The sequence below is a fragment of the Micromonospora sp. NPDC048063 genome (assembly GCF_043202855.1).
Lineage (GTDB): Bacteria > Actinomycetota > Actinomycetes > Mycobacteriales > Micromonosporaceae > Micromonospora.
This window is the reverse complement of record NZ_JBIDBG010000003.1, coordinates 368,207-385,601: the sequence shown is the minus strand read 5'-3', so window position 1 is coordinate 385,601 and position 17,395 is coordinate 368,207. Positions and strand designations below refer to the sequence as shown.

General features: G+C 75.3%; 17 protein-coding genes. 8 read left to right on the top strand and 9 right to left on the bottom strand.

All coding sequences use genetic code 11. The annotated features are described in order from the left end of the window. Positions 1-19: 19 nt before the first annotated feature. Positions 20-376, bottom strand: coding sequence for a DUF3099 domain-containing protein (locus ACGFZ2_RS10125; RefSeq protein WP_350711071.1), 357 nt, complete (start codon positions 374-376; stop codon positions 20-22). 106 nt (positions 377-482) lie between these two features. Here ACGFZ2_RS10125 and ACGFZ2_RS10120 point away from each other — a divergent pair, with 106 nt between their 5' ends. Both ACGFZ2_RS10120 and ACGFZ2_RS10115 read left to right on the top strand, forming a co-directional pair. Next, positions 483-770 carry a hypothetical protein gene (locus tag ACGFZ2_RS10120; RefSeq protein ID WP_245724613.1) on the top strand — a complete coding sequence of 96 codons (288 nt, stop codon included), beginning with the start codon at positions 483-485 and terminating at the stop codon, positions 768-770. A 13-nt stretch (positions 771-783) separates the two neighbouring features. Next, positions 784-1,095 carry a hypothetical protein gene (locus tag ACGFZ2_RS10115; RefSeq protein ID WP_393451981.1) on the top strand — a complete coding sequence of 104 codons (312 nt, stop codon included), beginning with the start codon at positions 784-786 and terminating at the stop codon, positions 1,093-1,095. A 104-nt stretch (positions 1,096-1,199) separates the two neighbouring features. Here ACGFZ2_RS10115 and ACGFZ2_RS10110 read toward each other — a convergent pair whose 3' ends face one another. The 3 genes from ACGFZ2_RS10110 to ACGFZ2_RS10100 form a co-directional block, all read right to left on the bottom strand. Continuing rightward, positions 1,200-1,781: an HhH-GPD-type base excision DNA repair protein gene (locus tag ACGFZ2_RS10110; protein WP_393451978.1), complete on the bottom strand. Its 582-nt coding sequence runs from the start codon at positions 1,779-1,781 to the stop codon at positions 1,200-1,202. A gap of 140 nt (positions 1,782-1,921) precedes the next feature. Next, positions 1,922-2,593, bottom strand: a complete 672-nt coding sequence (locus tag ACGFZ2_RS10105; protein WP_393451975.1) for a response regulator — start codon at positions 2,591-2,593, stop codon at positions 1,922-1,924. Next, the gene (locus ACGFZ2_RS10100) at positions 2,590-4,968 is read right to left on the bottom strand and encodes a histidine kinase (RefSeq protein ID WP_393451972.1); all 2,379 of its coding nucleotides are present in this window, start codon (positions 4,966-4,968) and stop codon (positions 2,590-2,592) included. The genes ACGFZ2_RS10105 and ACGFZ2_RS10100 overlap by 4 nt, the downstream gene beginning before the upstream one ends. Before the next feature lie 136 nt (positions 4,969-5,104). Between ACGFZ2_RS10100 and ACGFZ2_RS10095 the strand changes: the two genes are divergently transcribed. The 3 genes from ACGFZ2_RS10095 to dtd are packed head-to-tail and all read left to right on the top strand — an operon-like array spanning position 5,105 to position 8,128. Then, on the top strand, positions 5,105-6,217 hold the full coding sequence (locus ACGFZ2_RS10095) for a CPBP family intramembrane glutamic endopeptidase (protein ID WP_393451969.1): 1,113 nt from the start codon (positions 5,105-5,107) through the stop codon (positions 6,215-6,217). 4 nt (positions 6,218-6,221) lie between these two features. Continuing rightward, positions 6,222-7,706, top strand: coding sequence for a methyltransferase (locus tag ACGFZ2_RS10090; protein WP_393451966.1), 1,485 nt, complete (start codon positions 6,222-6,224; stop codon positions 7,704-7,706). Further along, positions 7,706-8,128: a D-aminoacyl-tRNA deacylase gene (gene dtd / locus ACGFZ2_RS10085; protein ID WP_393265384.1), complete on the top strand. Its 423-nt coding sequence runs from the start codon at positions 7,706-7,708 to the stop codon at positions 8,126-8,128. Before ACGFZ2_RS10090 ends, dtd begins: the two co-directional genes overlap by 1 nt. A 139-nt stretch (positions 8,129-8,267) precedes the next feature. On the opposite strand, the gene ACGFZ2_RS10080 is transcribed toward dtd, so the two are convergent. Further along, positions 8,268-9,056 (bottom strand): sporulation protein, encoded by a 789-nt coding sequence (locus ACGFZ2_RS10080; RefSeq protein WP_393451963.1) that lies wholly within the window; start codon positions 9,054-9,056, stop codon positions 8,268-8,270. Between the two features lie 260 nt (positions 9,057-9,316). Between ACGFZ2_RS10080 and sigB the strand changes: the two genes are divergently transcribed. Then, positions 9,317-10,333, top strand: a complete 1,017-nt coding sequence (gene sigB, locus ACGFZ2_RS10075) for an RNA polymerase sigma factor SigB (RefSeq protein ID WP_393451960.1) — start codon at positions 9,317-9,319, stop codon at positions 10,331-10,333. A gap of 100 nt (positions 10,334-10,433) precedes the next feature. After that, on the top strand, positions 10,434-10,841 hold the full coding sequence (locus ACGFZ2_RS10070; RefSeq protein ID WP_357693690.1) for a VOC family protein: 408 nt from the start codon (positions 10,434-10,436) through the stop codon (positions 10,839-10,841). Positions 10,842-10,909: 68 nt separating this feature from the next. Here ACGFZ2_RS10070 and ACGFZ2_RS10065 read toward each other — a convergent pair whose 3' ends face one another. The 3 genes from ACGFZ2_RS10065 to ACGFZ2_RS10055 all read right to left on the bottom strand — a co-directional run bounded on the left by ACGFZ2_RS10065 (position 10,910) and on the right by ACGFZ2_RS10055 (position 15,661). Further along, positions 10,910-13,465, bottom strand: a complete 2,556-nt coding sequence (locus ACGFZ2_RS10065) for a GNAT family N-acetyltransferase (protein WP_393451956.1) — start codon at positions 13,463-13,465, stop codon at positions 10,910-10,912. A gap of 24 nt (positions 13,466-13,489) precedes the next feature. Then, positions 13,490-14,671: an acetoin utilization protein AcuC gene (locus ACGFZ2_RS10060; RefSeq protein WP_393451953.1), complete on the bottom strand. Its 1,182-nt coding sequence runs from the start codon at positions 14,669-14,671 to the stop codon at positions 13,490-13,492. Positions 14,672-14,812: 141 nt separating this feature from the next. Then, positions 14,813-15,661, bottom strand: a complete 849-nt coding sequence (locus tag ACGFZ2_RS10055; RefSeq protein ID WP_393451950.1) for a sulfurtransferase — start codon at positions 15,659-15,661, stop codon at positions 14,813-14,815. 161 nt (positions 15,662-15,822) lie between these two features. Here ACGFZ2_RS10055 and ACGFZ2_RS10050 point away from each other — a divergent pair, with 161 nt between their 5' ends. After that, a complete protein-coding gene (locus tag ACGFZ2_RS10050; RefSeq protein WP_393451947.1) occupies positions 15,823-16,512 on the top strand; it encodes a metal-dependent transcriptional regulator in 690 nt (229 codons plus the stop codon). Positions 16,513-16,662: 150 nt separating this feature from the next. Here ACGFZ2_RS10050 and ACGFZ2_RS10045 read toward each other — a convergent pair whose 3' ends face one another. Then, positions 16,663-17,214: a hypothetical protein gene (locus ACGFZ2_RS10045; protein ID WP_393451944.1), complete on the bottom strand. Its 552-nt coding sequence runs from the start codon at positions 17,212-17,214 to the stop codon at positions 16,663-16,665. Positions 17,215-17,395: the final 181 nt, after the last annotated feature.

Sequence of the window (17,395 nt, the reverse complement as noted above, 5' to 3'; positions counted from 1 at the left end):
CCCGCGGGGGGCGGGGCGGTCAGGGCTCGGCGTCGATCACCTTGTGCGGCCGCTCCTCGGCGGTCAGGCTCATCGGCGGGGTCTCGTCGCGGTGCCGCGGCTGGAACCGGGACGCCAGCCGGTGTTGCTCCTTCGGCGGCCGGTCGTTCGCCAGCAGCACCGCCAGCCAGGGGATGAGCACCATGCCGAGGGCCACCAGCGGCAGCCAGAGCCAGAGCAGTGGGGCCTGCACGCCGACCAGGACGGCACCGACGATCACGCACGCCACCCGGATCCCCATCATCAGCACGTAGCGCCGCTGGCGGCTGGTGAGCTGGTCGTCCTGGCTGCGCGAGGCGTCGGTGATCAGGATCGGCTGGTACGCCTGACGCTTCACCACGGACCTCCTCGAGGGGGTTACGCCTCATCCTGTCACCTCGAACGCGTGATCAGCGAAAATCGGCACAGCCGGGCTCGTGTTACATCCGTGGTACGCTCGCGCCGTGGGCAGCAGGTTCAGCTTCACCGACGAGGCGTTGGCCAACCTGAGGGTCTACGACGTCACGCCTGGGGAAGTCTGGGAGGCGCTGCACAGCACCCGCCGGGTGATCCGTCACCTGGGCGACGACGTGATGGTCGTCTACGCCGCCGCCCGCCGGGGGCGCCGGCTGGCCGTGCTGCTCGCCGAGGCCGACGGCACCGACAACGACTGGGACATCCTCTCCGCCCGCGAGCTCAGCGACGCCGAGGCGAAGCGCTACGACGAGGCCGTGCGGAGATCTCGCCGATGAGGAGGCGGTGACGATGAACCGTAACGACGCGACCAAGCAGTTCCACAGCGGCGGTGACCGGCTCGCGGAGCTGATCGACGAGAGCCAGCCGGTGGAGCTGCCCGCCCCCGACACCGACACCCCCATGGTCAGCCGCTCGGTGCGCCTGCCCCTGGAGACGTACGAGCGGGTCCGCGCGGCCGCCGACGCCCGCGGCATCGGGGTCACCACTCTGATGCGGCAGTGGATCGAGGCCGGCCTGGCCGACCTGGACGACTCGGCGACGGTCTCGCTCGCCGACGTCCGGCGGGCGCTGGCCGCCCTGTCCCGCCCGACCGCCGCCTGACGTCGCGGCGCACCGGGGCACACCCCACGACCGCCGTCCGACCCCGGCCCGCACGGGTCGCCCTGGAAACTCCCGCCCACCGGACCCGCCGCGCGGCAGCGGCGTCAGCCCTGGGCGGCCTTCGCCTTCGCCGCCGCCTTCATCTGCTGCTTGTAGTCGCGCACCCGGCGCAGCGATTCCGCGTCGACGACGTCCGCCACCGACCGGTGGGCGTCCAGGTCGCCGTACCCGCCGGCCGCCTCCCGCCAGCCCTCCGGCGTGACCCCGAACCGCTTGCCGAGCAGGGCGAGGAAGATCTGCGCCTTCTGCGTGCCGAAGCCGGGCAGCTCGGCGATGCGGCGGAGCAGTTCCCGGCCGTCGGCGACGTCGGACCAGAGCCGGGCGGCGTCGCCGTCGTACCGGTCGACGAGGACCCGGCACACCTCCTGCACCCGGGCCGCCATCGCCTTCGGGAACCGGTGCAGCGCCGGCGGCCGGGCGAACAGGGCCACCAGGGCCTCGGGGTCGTGGTCGGCGATCTCCCGGGCGTCCAGGTCCCGCCCGAGGCGCTGGGTCAGCACGTACGGCGAGGAGAAGGCCTTCTCCATCGTCACCTGTTGGTCGAGGACCATCCCCAGCAGCAGGGCCAGCGGGCTGCTCTCCAGCAGCCGGTTGGCCTCGGGGTCGATGGGCAGCGCGAGCGTCATGGGGACATCCTGCCCAATGGCGGGGGCCGGGGCGGAGGGGCCGCGCCGATCCGCCCCACCTTCCCGCCGCCGACGGGCCGGCCCCGGCCACCGCCGCGCGGGGCGTCACCGCCCGACCCCGGGTTACCCGACCGGCGCCCCTACGCCGGTGACCGCCGGGAGGCGGGCCGGACGAGCCCGAGATCGTAGGCGAGGATCGTCGCCTGCACCCGGTCCCGCGCACCCAGCTTGCCCAGCAGGGCGTTGACGTGCGCCTTCACCGTGCCGGTCGCGACGCCCAACTGCGCGCCGATCTCCGCGTTGGTCAGCCCGGCCGCCAGCCGGACGAAGACCTCGCGCTCCCGTGCGGTGAGCGCGGCCAGCTCGACGGGCTCCGCCGGCGGGGTGAGCGCCCCGGTGGCGAAGGCGTCGATCAGCCGGCGGGTGACGGTGGGGGCGAGCAGCCCGTCGCCGGCGGCCACCACCCGGATCGCGTGCAGCAGGTCGACCGGTTGGGCGTCCTTGAGCAGGAAGCCCGAGGCGCCCACCCGCAGTGCCTCGAACACGTGGGCGTCCAGGTCGAAGGTGGTCAGCACCAGCACCCGGGGGCCGGCCGGGTCGGCGGTCAGCCGGGCGGTGGCGGTGAGGCCGTCCATCCCCGGCATCCGGATGTCCATCAGCACCACGTCCGGTCGGCTCCGGGCGGCCTGGTCGAGCGCGTCGGCGCCGTCGGCGGCCTCCCCGACCACCGTCAGGTCCGGTTCGGCGTCGACGATCGCCGCGAACCCGGCCCGGACGACCGGCTGGTCGTCCACCACCAGCACCCTGATCATCGCGCCCCCTCCGGCACCCGTTCCCGCCGCTGCCCGGGCCGGGCGACGGAGGCCCCGGGGACCGGCGGCAGCGGCAGCCGCGCCCGCAGTTCGCCGCGGCGCAGCGCGAGCCGGCCGCCGAGCGCGTCGACCCGGGCCCGCAGCCCGGCGACGACCAGCGGGTCCGCCGCGGTGGGCAGGCCCGTGACCGACACCCACAGCTCACCACCGGCCAGCCGCAGCACCACCCGGGCCGGCCCGGTGCCCGCGTCCAACGCGGCCTCCACCAGCCGGTACGCCGACACGTCCACGTCGGTCGGCAGGGCCGGCACGGTCGCCGGCGCGTCCAGCAGGACGTCCCGGCCGTCCGCCTGCCGCGACGCGCAGAGCCCGCCCACATCGGCGAGGGTCGGTTGCGGACCGTGCGACGTCGGCCGCTCGTCGGCGCGCAGGTCGTCCAGCAGGCCGCGCATCGCGGCCAACGTGGCCCGTGCCTCGACCAGGATCTCGGCGAGCCGGCCCTGGTCGGCGACGACCACCAGGCGACCAGCCCGGTCCAGCACCGCCGAGCGTAGTCCGGCGCCGACCCGCTCCCGCTCGGACCGGGCGGCCGCCACGGCCCGGGCGGTCGCTGCGGCGAGCGCGTCGTCCTCCCGGCCGAGCACCTGCCGCCGCCGGCGCCGGACCAGCGCGCCGCCGCCCCAGGCCAGCAGCGTCGGCGCCAGCAGCAACGCGGCGACGAAGACGGTCATGAAGACGGTGACGGGAACGTGCACGGGCTCCCCCGCGATCGAGCCGTCCGCCGCCGCCGTACCGACCAGGCCCACGGCGAGCACCGTGGCCGCCACCGGCGCGGCCAGCCACGTCGGGCCGGCCCGTCGGGCGTACGCGGCCACGGCCCAGACGGCGGCCAGGTCGGCGAAGCCGGCGGTCAGCAGCACGAACTCCGCGCCCCGGGGCAGCTCGACCAGCAGCGCCGTGACCGGCCAGAGCAGCGCGGTCCCGGCGACGCCCGCGAACGCGGCCCACGGTCGGCGGCACCGCCACGCCAGCGGCGCGGCGTGCGCCACGGAGAACAGCAGGAGCTGGAGCAGGACGATCGGGTCGCGCAGCCCCGCCAGTTCGACGTCGGTCTCCACCGACACGAGGGCCGCGGCCACCGGAAGCACGAGCGCGTTGCCGACCAGCGCGGCGGTCACCAGGGACCGGCCGTTCTCCGACCGGACCGGCGACGGCATGCTGCCGAGATCCGCCCCGACCGGCAGGCTGCCGGAATCCGCCCCGGCGGGCAGGCGTGCCTCGACCCGCCAGCCGTCGCCGTCCGGGCCGGCCCGCAGGGTGCCGCCCAGGGCGGCGACGCGCTCCCGCAGGCCGCTGATCCCCCGCCCGGCGCCCAGCGTGAAGGTGGCCGTCGGCCCCGGTACGCCGGTGTCGGCGACGGTGACGGTGACGGTCCCGGCGTCGACCGCGACCCGGACCGAGGCGTCGGCTCCGGCGGCGTGCCGCACCACGTTGGTCAGGGACTCCCGGACGACGGCGTGGACGACCTCGGTCAGCGCGGCCGGCGGTTCCGGACCGACCCGGTCCAGGCGCACCGGCTGGCCGAGCCGGTGGAAGCCGGCGACCAGGTCGTCGAGCCGCCGCCGCAGCGGCCGGTGCGCCTCGGTGTCCTCGCCCATCACCGCGACCAGGCGACGCAGCGCGACCAGGGTCTCCCGCCCCGTACGCGCCGTGAACTCCACCGCCTCCGCGGCCAGTTCCGGACGTCGGGCCGCGAGCCGCTCGGCCGCTCCCGCCGTCACCACGATGGAGGTGAGGTGGTGGGCGCTGACGTCGTGCAGCTCCCGGGCGAGCCGGTGGCGTTCGGTCTCCGCCGCCCGGCGGGCCTCCGCCTCGACGGCGACGAGCCGGCCGGCCACCGCCGCCCGCCCGGTCACCCAGTGCCGGCGGCTGCGCCCGAGCCCGGCGGCCAGCAGGTAGCCGAGCACGGCGACGACGACCTCCCCCAGATAGGCCGCGGCGGTGTCGAAGCGGGGCAGGTTGACCGACGCCACCCACAGGGCGCCGGCGGCCAGCGCCACCCGGACCACCCGGCCGGGCGCCCGGACGGCCACGGACCAGATGGCGACCAGCTCGGCGAGGCTGAGCACCAGCAGGTCGTCCGGAGAGACGCCGAGCCGGCCGAGGGTCTGCGCGGCCAGGACCACGCCCAGCGCCGGGAGCGGCCGACGTTGCCGCCAGCCCAGCGCCAGGAGGGTGACCACGGCGGCGACCAGACCCGCCGTGGTCGCCGCCGCGTCCGGTGCGTCACCCCGCAGCAGCGGCAGGCCGGGCCAGACCAGGATCTGGGCGCCGACCAGCGCCGACGGCAGCAACCAGGTCCGCAGGAGAGTCATGATGAGGGCAACCCTACGTAGGCCCGCCGACCGGTCACGTCACCCGCGGGCACGAGGCGGCCTATACCCCAGGGTGGTGCCGAAATCGGTCCGCACGTCGACCCGTCGGCCCGTCGGCGGCGGCAGGCTTGCCTCCATGATCAGTACTACTCCCCCGGGCGCCCCGTACCACCGACTGGCCCGGACCGGCCGGCAGCGGTGGTGGCGGCCGCTCGTCGGCGTCCTCGCCCTGCTCGGCGGGGCGCTGCTCGTCGGCTGCGCGATCTTCGGCGTCGCCACCATCGTGGCGGAGATCACCGACCGGCCGACGGACGCCGACGGGCTGCCCGTCTTCGGTCCCGTCGTGGACACCGCCCTGCTGGTGCTGTCGGTGGCGGTGGCCCTGCCGCTGACGATGGCCGTCACCCGCTGGGTGGAACGCCGGCCGGCCGGCAGCCTCTCCTCCGTGCTCGGCCGGGTGCGGTGGCGCTGGCTGGGCACCTGCCTGCTGACGGCGGCCCCGGCGATCACGGTCATGCTGGTCGGCAGCCATCTGCTCCTGCGGGCCACCGGGGACGAGATGGTCCTCGTCGGCCCGCTCGACGCCTGGGTCGGCTGGCCTGCTTTCGCCGCCGGCCTGCTGATGATCGTCACGCTGGTCCCGTTCCAGGCCGCCGCCGAGGAGTACCTGTTCCGCGGCTGGCTGCTCCAGGCCTTCGGGACCTGGCTGCGCTCGCCCTGGCCGGGGCTGGTGGTGCAGGCGGTGCTCTTCGCCGCGGCGCACGGCTGGGGCACCGTCTGGGGCTTCGCCGACCTGGTCGTGATGGGTCTGCTCTGCGGGTGGCTCACGGTGCGTACCGGCGGCCTGGAGGCGGCCGTCGCGTTGCACGTGGTCAACAACGTGAGCGCGTTCGGGCTGGCCGCGGCGTTCGGCGGGCTGACCGTGGACGAGACAATGGCCGACGCGCCGTGGCAGCTGGTGCTGGTCGACGTGCTCGTGCTGCTGGCGTACACCTGGCTGGTGGCACGGGCCGCCGACCGGCGCGCGCTGGCGACGGCGGCGCCGGGCGGCGGATCCCCCGAGCGTCCGGGCGGCGGTCAGGGCGGCGACCCGGAGGCCGACGCCGGAGTGGCCCATCCCGACGGGCGGTCCGTGTGGCCGGTGGGGTCGGTTGACGGCGACGGGCCGGCGGTCGGGCCGGCGCCGGGGTCGGCGGCCCGCCGATCTCCCGGGTGGTCGAACGCCGGCGCACGGCGCCAGGCAGGATGACGGCGTGGACGGACACGACATGTTGCTCTCCCCCGCCGGCGTCGAGGCGCTGCGGACCGCGCTGACCAGGGCCGGGTTCACCTCGAACGGCATCGCCACCCGGCTCGGCCCGCAGGCCACCGGCGGCGTGGCCCGCAACGACTTCCGGGCCGCGCTGCGCGCCACCGAGGACCGCGACCCGCTCGGCACGCTGATCCGGGTGTTCGTCTGCGAGCAGACCGAGCCGGAGGCCGCCGTGGCCGCCGCGCTCGCGCCGCTGTCGCTGGACGAGGCGCTCGCCGGGGGCCTGGTCGAGCGGCATGGCGACGGGCTGCGGATGGGCCTGGACCTGGAGCCGTACGGGGACGACTGGTGGGTGCTGGCTGACGTGCCCGCCAGCGCCCGCCCGGGCCGCCCGTTGCACGCCCACCACGTGCTCGGCATCGGCGGGGCGACCCAGACGCTGATCGGCGCGACGGTCCGCCGGCCGGTGGAGACCGCGCTGGACCTGGGCACCGGCTCCGGCGTACAGGCGCTGCACCTGGCCACCCACGCCCGGCGGGTGACCGCCACCGACGTCTCCGAGCGGGCGCTGCGCTTCGCCGCCACCACCGCCGCGCTCAACGGCCAGGACTGGGAGCTGCTCCGCGGCGACCTGGTCGCCCCCGTCGCCGGGCGCCGCTTCGACCTGGTGGTGAGCAACCCGCCGTTCGTGGTCGGGCCGGGCACCACCACGCACGTCTACCGCGACTCCGGCCGGGTCGGCGACGCGATCGGCGCGGAGCTGGCCGCCGCCGCGCCCGGTCTGCTCACCGAGGGCGGCACCATGCAGTACCTGGCCAACTGGGTGCACGTCGCGGGCGAGGACTGGGCCGAGCGGGTGACCGGCTGGTTCGCCGGCACCGGGCTGGACGCCTGGGTCGTCCAGCGCGAGGTGGCGGACCCGATGGCGTACGTCAACCTGTGGCTCACCGACGTCGGCGAGGCCGCCGACCCGCGGCGGATGGCGGACTGGCTGGACTGGTTCGACGCGCACAAGGTGGAGGCGGTCGGCTTCGGCATCGTCTCGCTGCGCCGCTCCGGCCACGACGACCCGGTGATCCGGGTGGAGGACCTGCGGCAGCGGGTGGAGGCGCCGCTGGGCGACCGGATCGGCGCCTGGTTCGACCGCCAGGACTGGCTGCGCGCCCACGACGCCGACGGGCTGCTCGCCGCGCGCTACCGGGCGGCTGACGGCCTCCAGCTCCGGCAGGAGGCCACGATGGGCGACGAGGGCTGGGCGGTGGACCGGCAGGTGCTGGCCATGCCGCACGGGCTGCGCTGGACGGAGGAGATCGACCCCCTGGTGCTCGCCCTGGTGGGCGGGGCCGACGGGCGGCTGCCGCTGCGCGACCAGCTCGCCCTCCTCGCGGCCGCGCACGACGTCGCCCCCGAGGAGCTGGCCGACGCCGCCGGCCCGATCGTGGCGCACCTCGTCGAGCGCGGCTTCATCGAGCCGGTGACCGGCTGATGCGGGCCGTGGTGCAGACCGTCAGCCGGGCGGGCGTGACGGTCGACGGCGAGGTGGTCGGCGCGATCGACGACGGGCTGCTGGTGCTGCTCGGGGTGACCCACACCGACACCGTCGAGACCGCCCGCACGATGGCCCGCAAGGTGCACGAGCTGCGCATCCTCGACAACGAGCGGTCCGCCGCCGACACCGGCGCGCCGATCCTGGTGGTCAGCCAGTTCACCCTCTACGGCGACGCCCGCAAGGGACGCCGTCCGAGCTGGACGGCGGCAGCCCCGGCCGAGGTGGCGGAGCCGCTGGTGGCGGCGGTCGTGGAGGCGCTGCGTGCCCGGGGCGCGAAGGTCGAGACCGGTCGCTTCCGCGCCCACATGCTGGTCGAGAGCGTCAACGTCGGTCCGCACACGATCCTCCTCGACCTCTAACCTCCACCTTCCCCTCCCCCTCCCCCACCCGCACTCCCCGAATCCCACCCCGTTGATCATGAAGTTATTGCCGTGACACGCCGCGGTGAAGGACAACAACTTCATGATCAACTCGCGCCGGCGGGGGGCGGGGTGCGGGTCAGGAGAAGAGGCCGCGGCGCTGGAGCGACTGGCGGATCCAGGCGTCGAGCTGGGCCGTCCAGTCGGTGCGCTCGGCGGTGGCGTGGTCGATGGTGAAGCGGCCGAAGGCGTCCCGGCCCTCGGTGAACAGGCCGCCGCGCTTGTCGAGCTCCAGCACCACCTGGATCTGCTGCGGGTCGGTGACGAAGGTGACCTCGAGCTGGTTGATCGCGCCGGCGTACTGCGGGGCGGGGTAGAACTCGATCTCCTGGTAGAAGGGCAGGCTCTGCCGCACGCCGTAGATGTGGCCGCGCTCCACGTCGGCCCGGGCGAACCGGAAGCCCAGCCGCAGGAACGCCTCCAGGATCCGCTGCTGGGACGGCAGCGGGTGCACCGCCACCGCGTCCAGGTCGCCCTTGTCGACCGCGCGGGCCACCTCCAGGTCCGTACGCAGCCCCATCGTCATCCCGTGCAGGTGCTGCCCGTACAGCTCGGTGAGCGGCGTCTCCCACGGCACGGCGAAGCGGAACGGGATGTCGTGGCGCTGGCCGGGCTCCAGCCGGAACGCGCCGGTCGCCGCCTGCCGGTGGAACTCCTGCGTGGTCTCGTAGTCGTTGTCGCCGCTCTCCACCTCGACCCGGGTGACCAGGCCCAGGGACACGTAGGAGATGTCGACGGGGTGCTCGCCGCCGGCCACGTGGACGACGCCCTCCAACTGGCCGCCGGGGCGGCAGTTCGGGTTCGCCAGGACCGTTTCCACCGACGGGCCACCCACGCCCATCGCCTGCATGAGCCGCTTGAAGACCACGACACCCTCCAAAACCTGTTCCGGTGCGCCGACGTCGCCGGCGGCGCCGGCCCCACTGGCCGACCGCTGGCACGGTAACCGCACGCGACAAGGAACGCTCGGCGACGACACGCGCACGGTACGCAGGACCCGGGCCGGATTCGTGTCGGGTCCCCGATCGCCTCACTCCCGTTTCACGCCCCGCCCGCCAAGCTGTGTGTCACACCGGCACCACTGGGCCGGAACGAGCGGCACAGACGTGGACACGGGGAGAAGACGAGATGGCCCTGCAGATGATGGAGCACCGGATGCGCCCGGCCGGCACCACCGAGGCCGACCACGCCCACGACACCCTGACCGACCTCGACGCCACGGACGAGCGCGGCGTCTCCACGGACCTGGTCCGGGCATACCTGAACGGGATCGGGCGGACGAAGCTGCTGACCGCCGCGCAGGAGGTCGACCTGGCCAAGCGGATCGAGGCCGGCCTGTTCGCCGAGGAGAAGCTGGCGACCTGCACCCCGGTCTCCGGCGAGCTGCGGGCCGACCTGGAGCTGATCGTCACGCAGGGCCGGGCGGCGAAGGACCACCTGCTGGAGGCGAATCTCCGCCTGGTGGTCAGCATCGCCAAGCGCTACACCGGTCGCGGCATGGCGTTCCTCGACCTCATCCAGGAGGGCAACCTCGGCCTGATCCGCGCGGTCGAGAAGTTCGACTACGCCAAGGGCTACAAGTTCTCCACCTACGCCACCTGGTGGATCCGGCAGGCGATCACCCGCGCGATGGCCGACCAGGCCCGCACCATCCGCATCCCGGTGCACATGGTCGAGCAGGTCAACCGCATGGTCCGGGCCCGCCGCGAGCTGTCCGTCTCGCTGGGCCGCGAGCCCACCGTCGCCGAGGTCGCCCGAGCCATGGACATCCCGGAGTTCCAGGTGATCGAGCTGATCTCGTACGACCGGGAGCCGGTGAGCCTGGACCAGGCGGTCGGCGAGGACGGCGAGAGCGCGCTCGGTGACTTCGTGGCCGCGGTGGACCCGAGCGCCGAGCCGGGCGACGTCGCCGCGCAGGGCGAGCTACGCAACGAGGTGAGCATCGTGCTGGCCACCCTCTCCCAGCGGGAGCAGGCGGTGATCCGGCTGCGGTTCGGTCTCGACGACGGCCGGCAGCGCACGCTCGACGAGGTCGGCCGGGAGTTCGGCCTGTCCCGGGAGCGGATCCGGCAGATCGAGAAGGTGACCCTGCTGAAGCTGCGCGACCCGGAGCGGGCGCAGCGCCTGGAGGCGTACGCCTGCTGACGTTCCCTGATCCACGCGAGGCCCCGGCGGTTCGCCGGGGCCTCGCGTGTGTCCGGGCCGTGGTCCTTGACGCGGGCCGCCGGGCGGGCTAACAACATGTGTGAACTGGACCCTGGAAGTGGTGGTCGTACCGGTCTCCGACGTGGACCGGGCCAAGGCGTTCTACGCCGACCAGCTCGGCTTCGTCGTGGACCACGACACGGTGGTCAGCGCCGACGCCCGAATCGTGCAGCTCACCCCGCCCGGCTCGGGCTGCTCGATCGTCATCGGCACCGGGGTGCTGCCGGACATGCCGCCGGGCTCGCTGAAGGGCCTCCAACTGGTCGTGCCCGATCTGCCCAGGGCCCGGGCCCAGCTGGTCGAGCGCGGCGTGGCGGTGAGCGAGATCCAGGTGGTGGGCGAGAACCCGCGCCCCGTGCCGGACCCGTTGGACAACGTCGGCTTCGTCTTCTTCACCGACCCGGACGGCAACGCCTGGGCGGTGCAGCAGATCTCCTCCCGGGCGTGAGTGCTCGGCCTCCCGCCGGTTAGGAAGGGCCCCTTCCTCTACCGCAGGCGTTAGGAAGGTGCCCTTCCTTACAGGCGGCGGGGGCCGGTGTCGGGGCGGGCGACGGCGGAGCCGATGCGTACGGTGGCGTGCAGCACCGAGATGCCGTCGGGGCGGGCGAGCACCGGGTTGAGGGTGAGCGCGCGCACCCGGGGCTGCTCGTCGGCGAGCCGGCCGACGCGCAGCAGCAGGTCGGCCAGGGCCGCCCGGTCCACCGGCGCCGCGCCCCGGTGCCCGCGCAGCAGCGGCGCGGCCCGTGGCTCGTCGACCAGCTCGGCCGCGTCCAGGTCGGTCAGCGGCACCGCGCGCCAGGCCCGGTCGCCGAGCAGTTCGGTGGCGACGCCGCCCAGCCCGAAGCCGACCACCGGGCCGAACGCCGGGTCCTCGACCAGCTCGACCACGCAGGCCACGCCGGGCGGCACCATCGGCTGCACCAGGACGTCCGCGCCGAAGACCGCCGACATCTCCACGTACGTGCGGTGGACCGTGGCGGCGTCGGGCAGGTCGAGCCGGACCGCGCCGAGGTCGAGCCGGTGCCGCAGGCCCGGGGCGGCGGCCTTGAGGGCCACCGGGAACCCGAGCCGGGTCGCCGCGTCGACGGCCTCCCCGGCGGAACGCACCGGTGCCGACTCGACCACGTCGATCCCGTACGCGGCGAGCAGCCCCACCGGGTCGAGGGCCTCGGGTCGCAGGGCCGCGTGCGCCGCCACCCGGTCGACCCGGGGCAGCTCCGGCAGCAGGCCGGCCGGGCGGCGCAGCCAGTCGGCGTACGTGGCGACCCGGGCGAGGGCGCGGACGGCCTCCTCGACGCTCGGGTACGCGGGCACCCCGGCCGGCGCCCGGCCGACCAGGAACGTCGCCACCGTCGGCTTGCCGGCGGCGAGCGCGGCCGGCAGGGCGGCGGTGAAGTCCGCCTCGGTGTCGGTGAGCTGGCCGGGCAGCGGCGGGGCGAAGACCACCACGAGCGCGTCCACGCCCTCGTCGGCGGCGGTGTCGGCGAGCGCGGCGGCGAACTCGGCCGCGCCGGCGCGGGGCCCGACGTCGCGGGGGTAGCCGCGGGCGACGGTGAGCCCCTGCGCGGCGCAGGCGGTGGCCGCGAGCCCGGTCAGCGCCGAGGAGTTGCCGACCACCCCGACCCGCGGCCCGGCGGGCAGCGGCTGGTTGGCCAGCAGCACCCCGACGTCGAGCAGCTCGGCGACGGTGTCCACCCGGATCACCCCGGAGTGCGCGAACAGCGCGCCGACGGCGACCTCGTCCGGCCCCGCGGAGTCGCCCACGCCGGGCGGGCGGGCCGGCGAGGCGAGCGCCACGACCGGCTTGTCCCGGCCGATCCGGCGGGCCAGCCGGGCGAACTTGCGCGGGTTGCCGAAGGTCTCCAGGTACAACATGATCACGTCGGTGCCGGGGTCGTCCTGCCAGTACTGGAGCAGGTCGTTGCCGGAGACGTCGGCCCGGTTGCCGGCCGAGACGAAGCTGGACAGGCCCAGCCCGCGCCGGTCCGCCTCGGCCAGCAGCGCCACCCCGAACGCGCCGGACTGGCTGAAGATGCCCACCCGGCCGGGCACCGGCAGCCGCGGGGCGAGGGTGGCGTTGAGGCGTACGGTCGGGTCGGTGTTGGCCACCCCCAGGCAGTTCGGGCCGACGACGCGCATGCCCGCCGCGTGCGCCGCGCGGACCAGCGCGCGCTGCGCGGCGGCACCGTCCGGGCCGGCCTCGGCGAAGCCCGCGGAGATCACCACCAGGGCGTGCGCGCCCGCGGCGGCGGCGTCGTCGACCGCCTCCCGCGCCGTCTCCGGCGGCACCGCCACCACGGCCAGGTCGACCGGCACGCCCGCGTCGGCCGCCGACGGGTACGCGGGCAGCCCGGCGACCGCCGCCGCGCTCGGGTGCACCGGCACCACCGAGCCGGTGTAGCCGCCGTCGCGCAGGTGCCCGAGCACCGCCGCGCCGACGCCCTGCCCGGTGGCGCTGGCGCCGTAGACGGCGACGCCGCGCGGGGCGAGCAGCCGGGCGACGGAGCGGGCCTCGGTGCGGTGCTCGCGACCGCGCTGCACCTCGAGCGTGGCGTCGGTGGGCGCGATCGGGAAGGTCAGGTGCACCACGCCGTCGGCGAACTGGCGCTGGAGCTGGTAGCCGAAGTCGGAGAAGACCCGCAGCATCGCGCCGTTGGCCGGGAGCACCTCGGCCACGAAGTTCGCGATGCCGGTCCGGCGGGCCGCGTCGGCCAGGTGTTCCAGCAGCACCGAGCCGATGCCCCGGCCCTGGTAGGCGTCCTCGACCACGAACGCCACCTCGGCCTCGGGCGCGTCGGGGCCGAGCCGCTCGTAGCGGCCGACGGCGACGATCCGGTCGCCGGCCAGCACCACGAACGCCTCCCGGTCGCGGTGGTCGACGTTGACGAAGCGGTGCAGGTCCCGCTCGGGGATCCGCGGGTACGGCGAGAAGTACCGCAGGTAGCGGGTGCGCTCGGAGAAGCGCGAGTGCATCGCCACGATCCCCGGCCCATCCGACGGGCGGATCGGTCGCAACTGGACGGTGGTGCCGTCGCTGAGCAGCACGTCCACTGGTTGTTCCACCGTGGTCACCTGTGTGGTTCCTTCCGGCCCGGCTCAGTCGCGCGGGTCGTGCGGGTCGAGCCCGAACAGCGGGAACGCCGTCTTGCGGGCCGCCGCGATCGCCCGGTCCACCGCGTTCGGCTCGCCGGTCGGCTGCCACGGCTCGTACGACGGGTCGACGTCGTCGGTCATCCGCAGCGGGATCTCCCGGCCCGGCCGGCGCGCGGCGGCCAGTTCCCGCCAGACCGGCGGGGTCAGCGTGGCCGGCGCGATCGGCTCGCCCGTGGCCACGGCGAGCAGGTGCGTCCAGGCCCGCGGCACCACCTCGACCAGCGCGTACCCGCCGCCGCCGGTGGCCACCCAGCGGCCCTCGCACAGCTCGTCGGCGAGCGCCCGCAGGGCCAGGTAGGTGGCGCGCTGACCGTCGACGGAGAGGTGCAGGTCGGCGAGCGGGTCGAGCCGGTGCCCATCGGCCCCGCACTGGGTCACCAGCACCTGCGGCCGGAACGCGCGCAGCACCGACGGCACGACCGCGTGGAAGGCGCGCTGCCAGCCGGCGTCGTCCACGCCGGGCGGCAGCGGGACGTTGACGGCGCTGCCCACCGCGCCCGGCCCGCCGGTCTCGTCGGGGAAGCCGGTGCCCGGGAAGAGCGCCAGCGGCGTCTCGTGCAGGCTGACCGTCAGCACCCGGGGATCGTTCCAGAAGATCTGCTGCACCCCGTCGCCGTGGTGCACGTCCACGTCCACGTACGCGACCCGCTCGGCACCGAGGTCGAGCAGGCGGGCGATGGCCACCGCCGGGTCGTTGTAGACGCAGAAGCCGGCGGCCCGGGCGGGCATCGCGTGGTGCAGCCCGCCCGCCACGTTGACCGCCCGCCGGGCCTCGCCCCGCCAGACCGCCTCGGCCGCGGCCACGCTCGCCCCGGCGACCAGCGCGCTCGACTCGTGCATCCCCGCGAAGACCGGGTTGTCCGAGGTGCCCAGCCCGAAGCCGGCGAAGAGCGGGTCGCGCGGGGCGGCCCGCACCGCGTCGAGGTAGCGGGGGTCGTGCACCCGGGTCAGCAGCGCGTCGTCGGCCGACTCGGGCTTGACCAGCCGCACCCCGGGACGCGCCAGCACGCCGAGCTCGCGGGCCAGCGCGACGGTCAGCTCCACCCGGACCGGGTCGAGGGGGTGATCCCCCATGTCGTAGGCGAGCAGGGACTCGTCCCACACCACCACCGTGTCCTCGGACATGGCCTCATCGTCGCACGCGCGCCCGTGCGCCCCCAGCGCGCGTGCTGGGGGCGTGCCCCGGTGTCGGCCTGCTCACGCGCCCTCGTGTCGCCCGGCGCACGTGCCGTCAGCCGGCCCGCGTCGCCGGGGTGGGCGTGCCCCTCAGCCCTCCCCGGTGGCGACCGGTCGGGACGGGTCGGCGACCCAGTTGCTCCACGACCCGACGTAGAGCGCCGCGTCGGGCCGACCCGCCAGGTGCAGGGCGAGCACGGCCTGCGCGGCGGTCACCCCCGACCCGCAGTACGCCCCGACGGGGGCGCCCCCGGCCACCCCGGCGGCGGCGAACCGCGCGCGCAGCGCGTCGGCGGCCGGAAACCGGCCCTCGGCGACGTACTCGCCGGCGGGCAGGTTCACCGCGCCCGGGACGTGCCCGGCGACGGGGTCGATCGGCTCGGTCTCGCCCCGGTAGCGGGGCGCGGCGCGCACGTCCAGCAGGACGCCCTCGTCGGCGGCGGCCAGCCGGGCGGCCTCCCCCGCGTCGAGCACCGGCAGCGCGCCGGGGCGCACCTCGACGTCGCCCGCCGCCGGGGTCGGTTCCGCCGTGCTGGTGGGCAGCCCGGCGGCCCGCCACGCCGGGAAGCCGCCGTGCAGCAGGCGTACCGGCCGGTGACCCGCCCAGCGCAGCGTCCACCAGGCGCGGGCGGCGGCCATGCCGTCGCCGCCGTCGTACACCACCACGGGATGACCGGCACGGACGCCGGCGGCCCGCAGCGCGGCCTGGAGCGCGGCCGGGTCGGGCAGCGGGTGGCGGCCGGCCGGGCCGGGCGGGCCGCAGAGCGCGGTGTCGAGGTCGACGAAGACCGCGCCGGGCAGGTGACCGGCGGCATAGTCGTCCCGGCCGGGCGGGCCCGTCAGGCGCCAGCGGACGTCGAGCAGGGTGGGCGGGTCGGCGTGGTCGAGCTCGGTCGCGAGCCGGTCGGCCTCGACCAGCAGCTCCTCGGTTCCGGACATGAGGTCAAGTCAACACCATCCGGGACCGGGCCTCGCGGTTCGTCAAGGGTCGTTCGGCCTGCGTCGGGGTACCATCGTGGGCCGGAGGGCCGCTGACGTGGGGCATGATCTGGTCGGCACGACCGAGCCTGAAGTTACCTCCGCGGCAGGGAGGGATGAAGGTGTCCAAAACGGATCTGGTCGACACGACCGAGATGTACCTCAAGACCATCCTCGAACTGGAGGAGGAGGGCGTGCCGCCCCTGCGCGCCCGGATCGCCGAGCGGCTGGGGCAGAGCGGGCCCACCGTCAGTCAGACCGTCGCCCGGATGGAGCGCGACGGCCTGCTCACCGTGGAGGGCGACCGGCACCTGGCGCTCACCCCGCACGGTCGCAGCACCGCCGTTTCGGTGATGCGCAAGCACCGGCTCGCCGAACTGCTGCTGGTCAACGTGATCGGGATGCCCTACGAGGAGGCCCACGAGGAGGCCTGCCGGTGGGAGCACGTGATGAGCGACGCCGTCGAGAAGCGGGTCTACGACCTGCTCAACCGGCCGACCCGCTCGCCCTACGGCAACCCGATCCCCGGGCTGGAGGCGCTGGGCACCCCCGGGCCGGAGACCACCGACGCCGTCGAGGGTGAGCGCAACCTGGCGTTCCCCGGCCTCTCCGGGCCGGTCGTGGTCCGGCGGATCTGCGAGAGCGTGCAGACCGACGCGGACGTGCTGCGGCAGTTGCACGCGGCCGGCGTCGACCCGGGCGCGACGGTGATGGTGGCGCAGGAGCGCGACGGGGTGTCGATCGACCGCTCGGGCGACCGCGTCCGCCTCCCCCGCGAGGTCGCCTCCCGCGTCTTCGTCGCCGCCCACTGACCCCTCCCACTCCGCCCCCACCCCGCGCTCCCTGCCCCGGATTGGCTCGGCTCGGCGATCTTGCATTTTGTGCCCGGAAATATCCGACACAAGGGACGGATCGGGGGCCGAAAGTGCAAGATCGCGGAGTGGGGGGAGTGGCGGCGCGGGTCAGATGGCGCGGATGTCGAGCTGCTTGGCCAGGGCGACGAGCGCGTCCGTGAGCTTGTCGGCGTCCGCCTTGGGCGTGCCGGCCGGGGTGGTGTAGCGGAGGGCGGCGAGGCGACCCTCGGTTGCCAGCCAGCCCACCTCCGCGACCGGGCCGAACGCACCCTTGGCCGACAGCGTCCGCCGGTACGCCTTCTGGCCCAGCCCGGTGACCTTGCCCGCTTTGTCCGGCACCACGTCCGTGGTGAAGGTGGCCGCGTCGATCGACGCCTCGGTGACGATCAGCGTCAACTCCGGCAGGGTGGCCTGCTCGGCGCGGACCACGCAGGTGTGGCTGTCGCCCGTCTCGCTGGCGGCGGCGATGTCGAAGCGGGCCCCCGCGTGCTGCTCGATCACGCCGAAGTCCAGCAGCCGGCACGCCCCGCCCGACGAGGCGGCCGCCACGTCGACCGCGATCGGCGCGGGAGGCGGCACCGCCACCGGTTCGGCCGCCTCCGCGCCGCAGCCCGTCGCCAGCAGTACGGCCACGCTGACAAGCCGAACCCGCCCGCTCACCGCCAACCTCCTGATCATTGAGCCTTCCATCTTGATGCGCCGGTCACGAAAAGTGCGTGGGACTGTGTCGACATAGGGCAAGGGACCCCCGGAAAGACAGCGATCGACCAAGATCCGACGCCCGCACCGGGAGCCTTAATGCGCTGTCCTACCTGTTGGCGATCGCGCTGTCCAGCCCGCA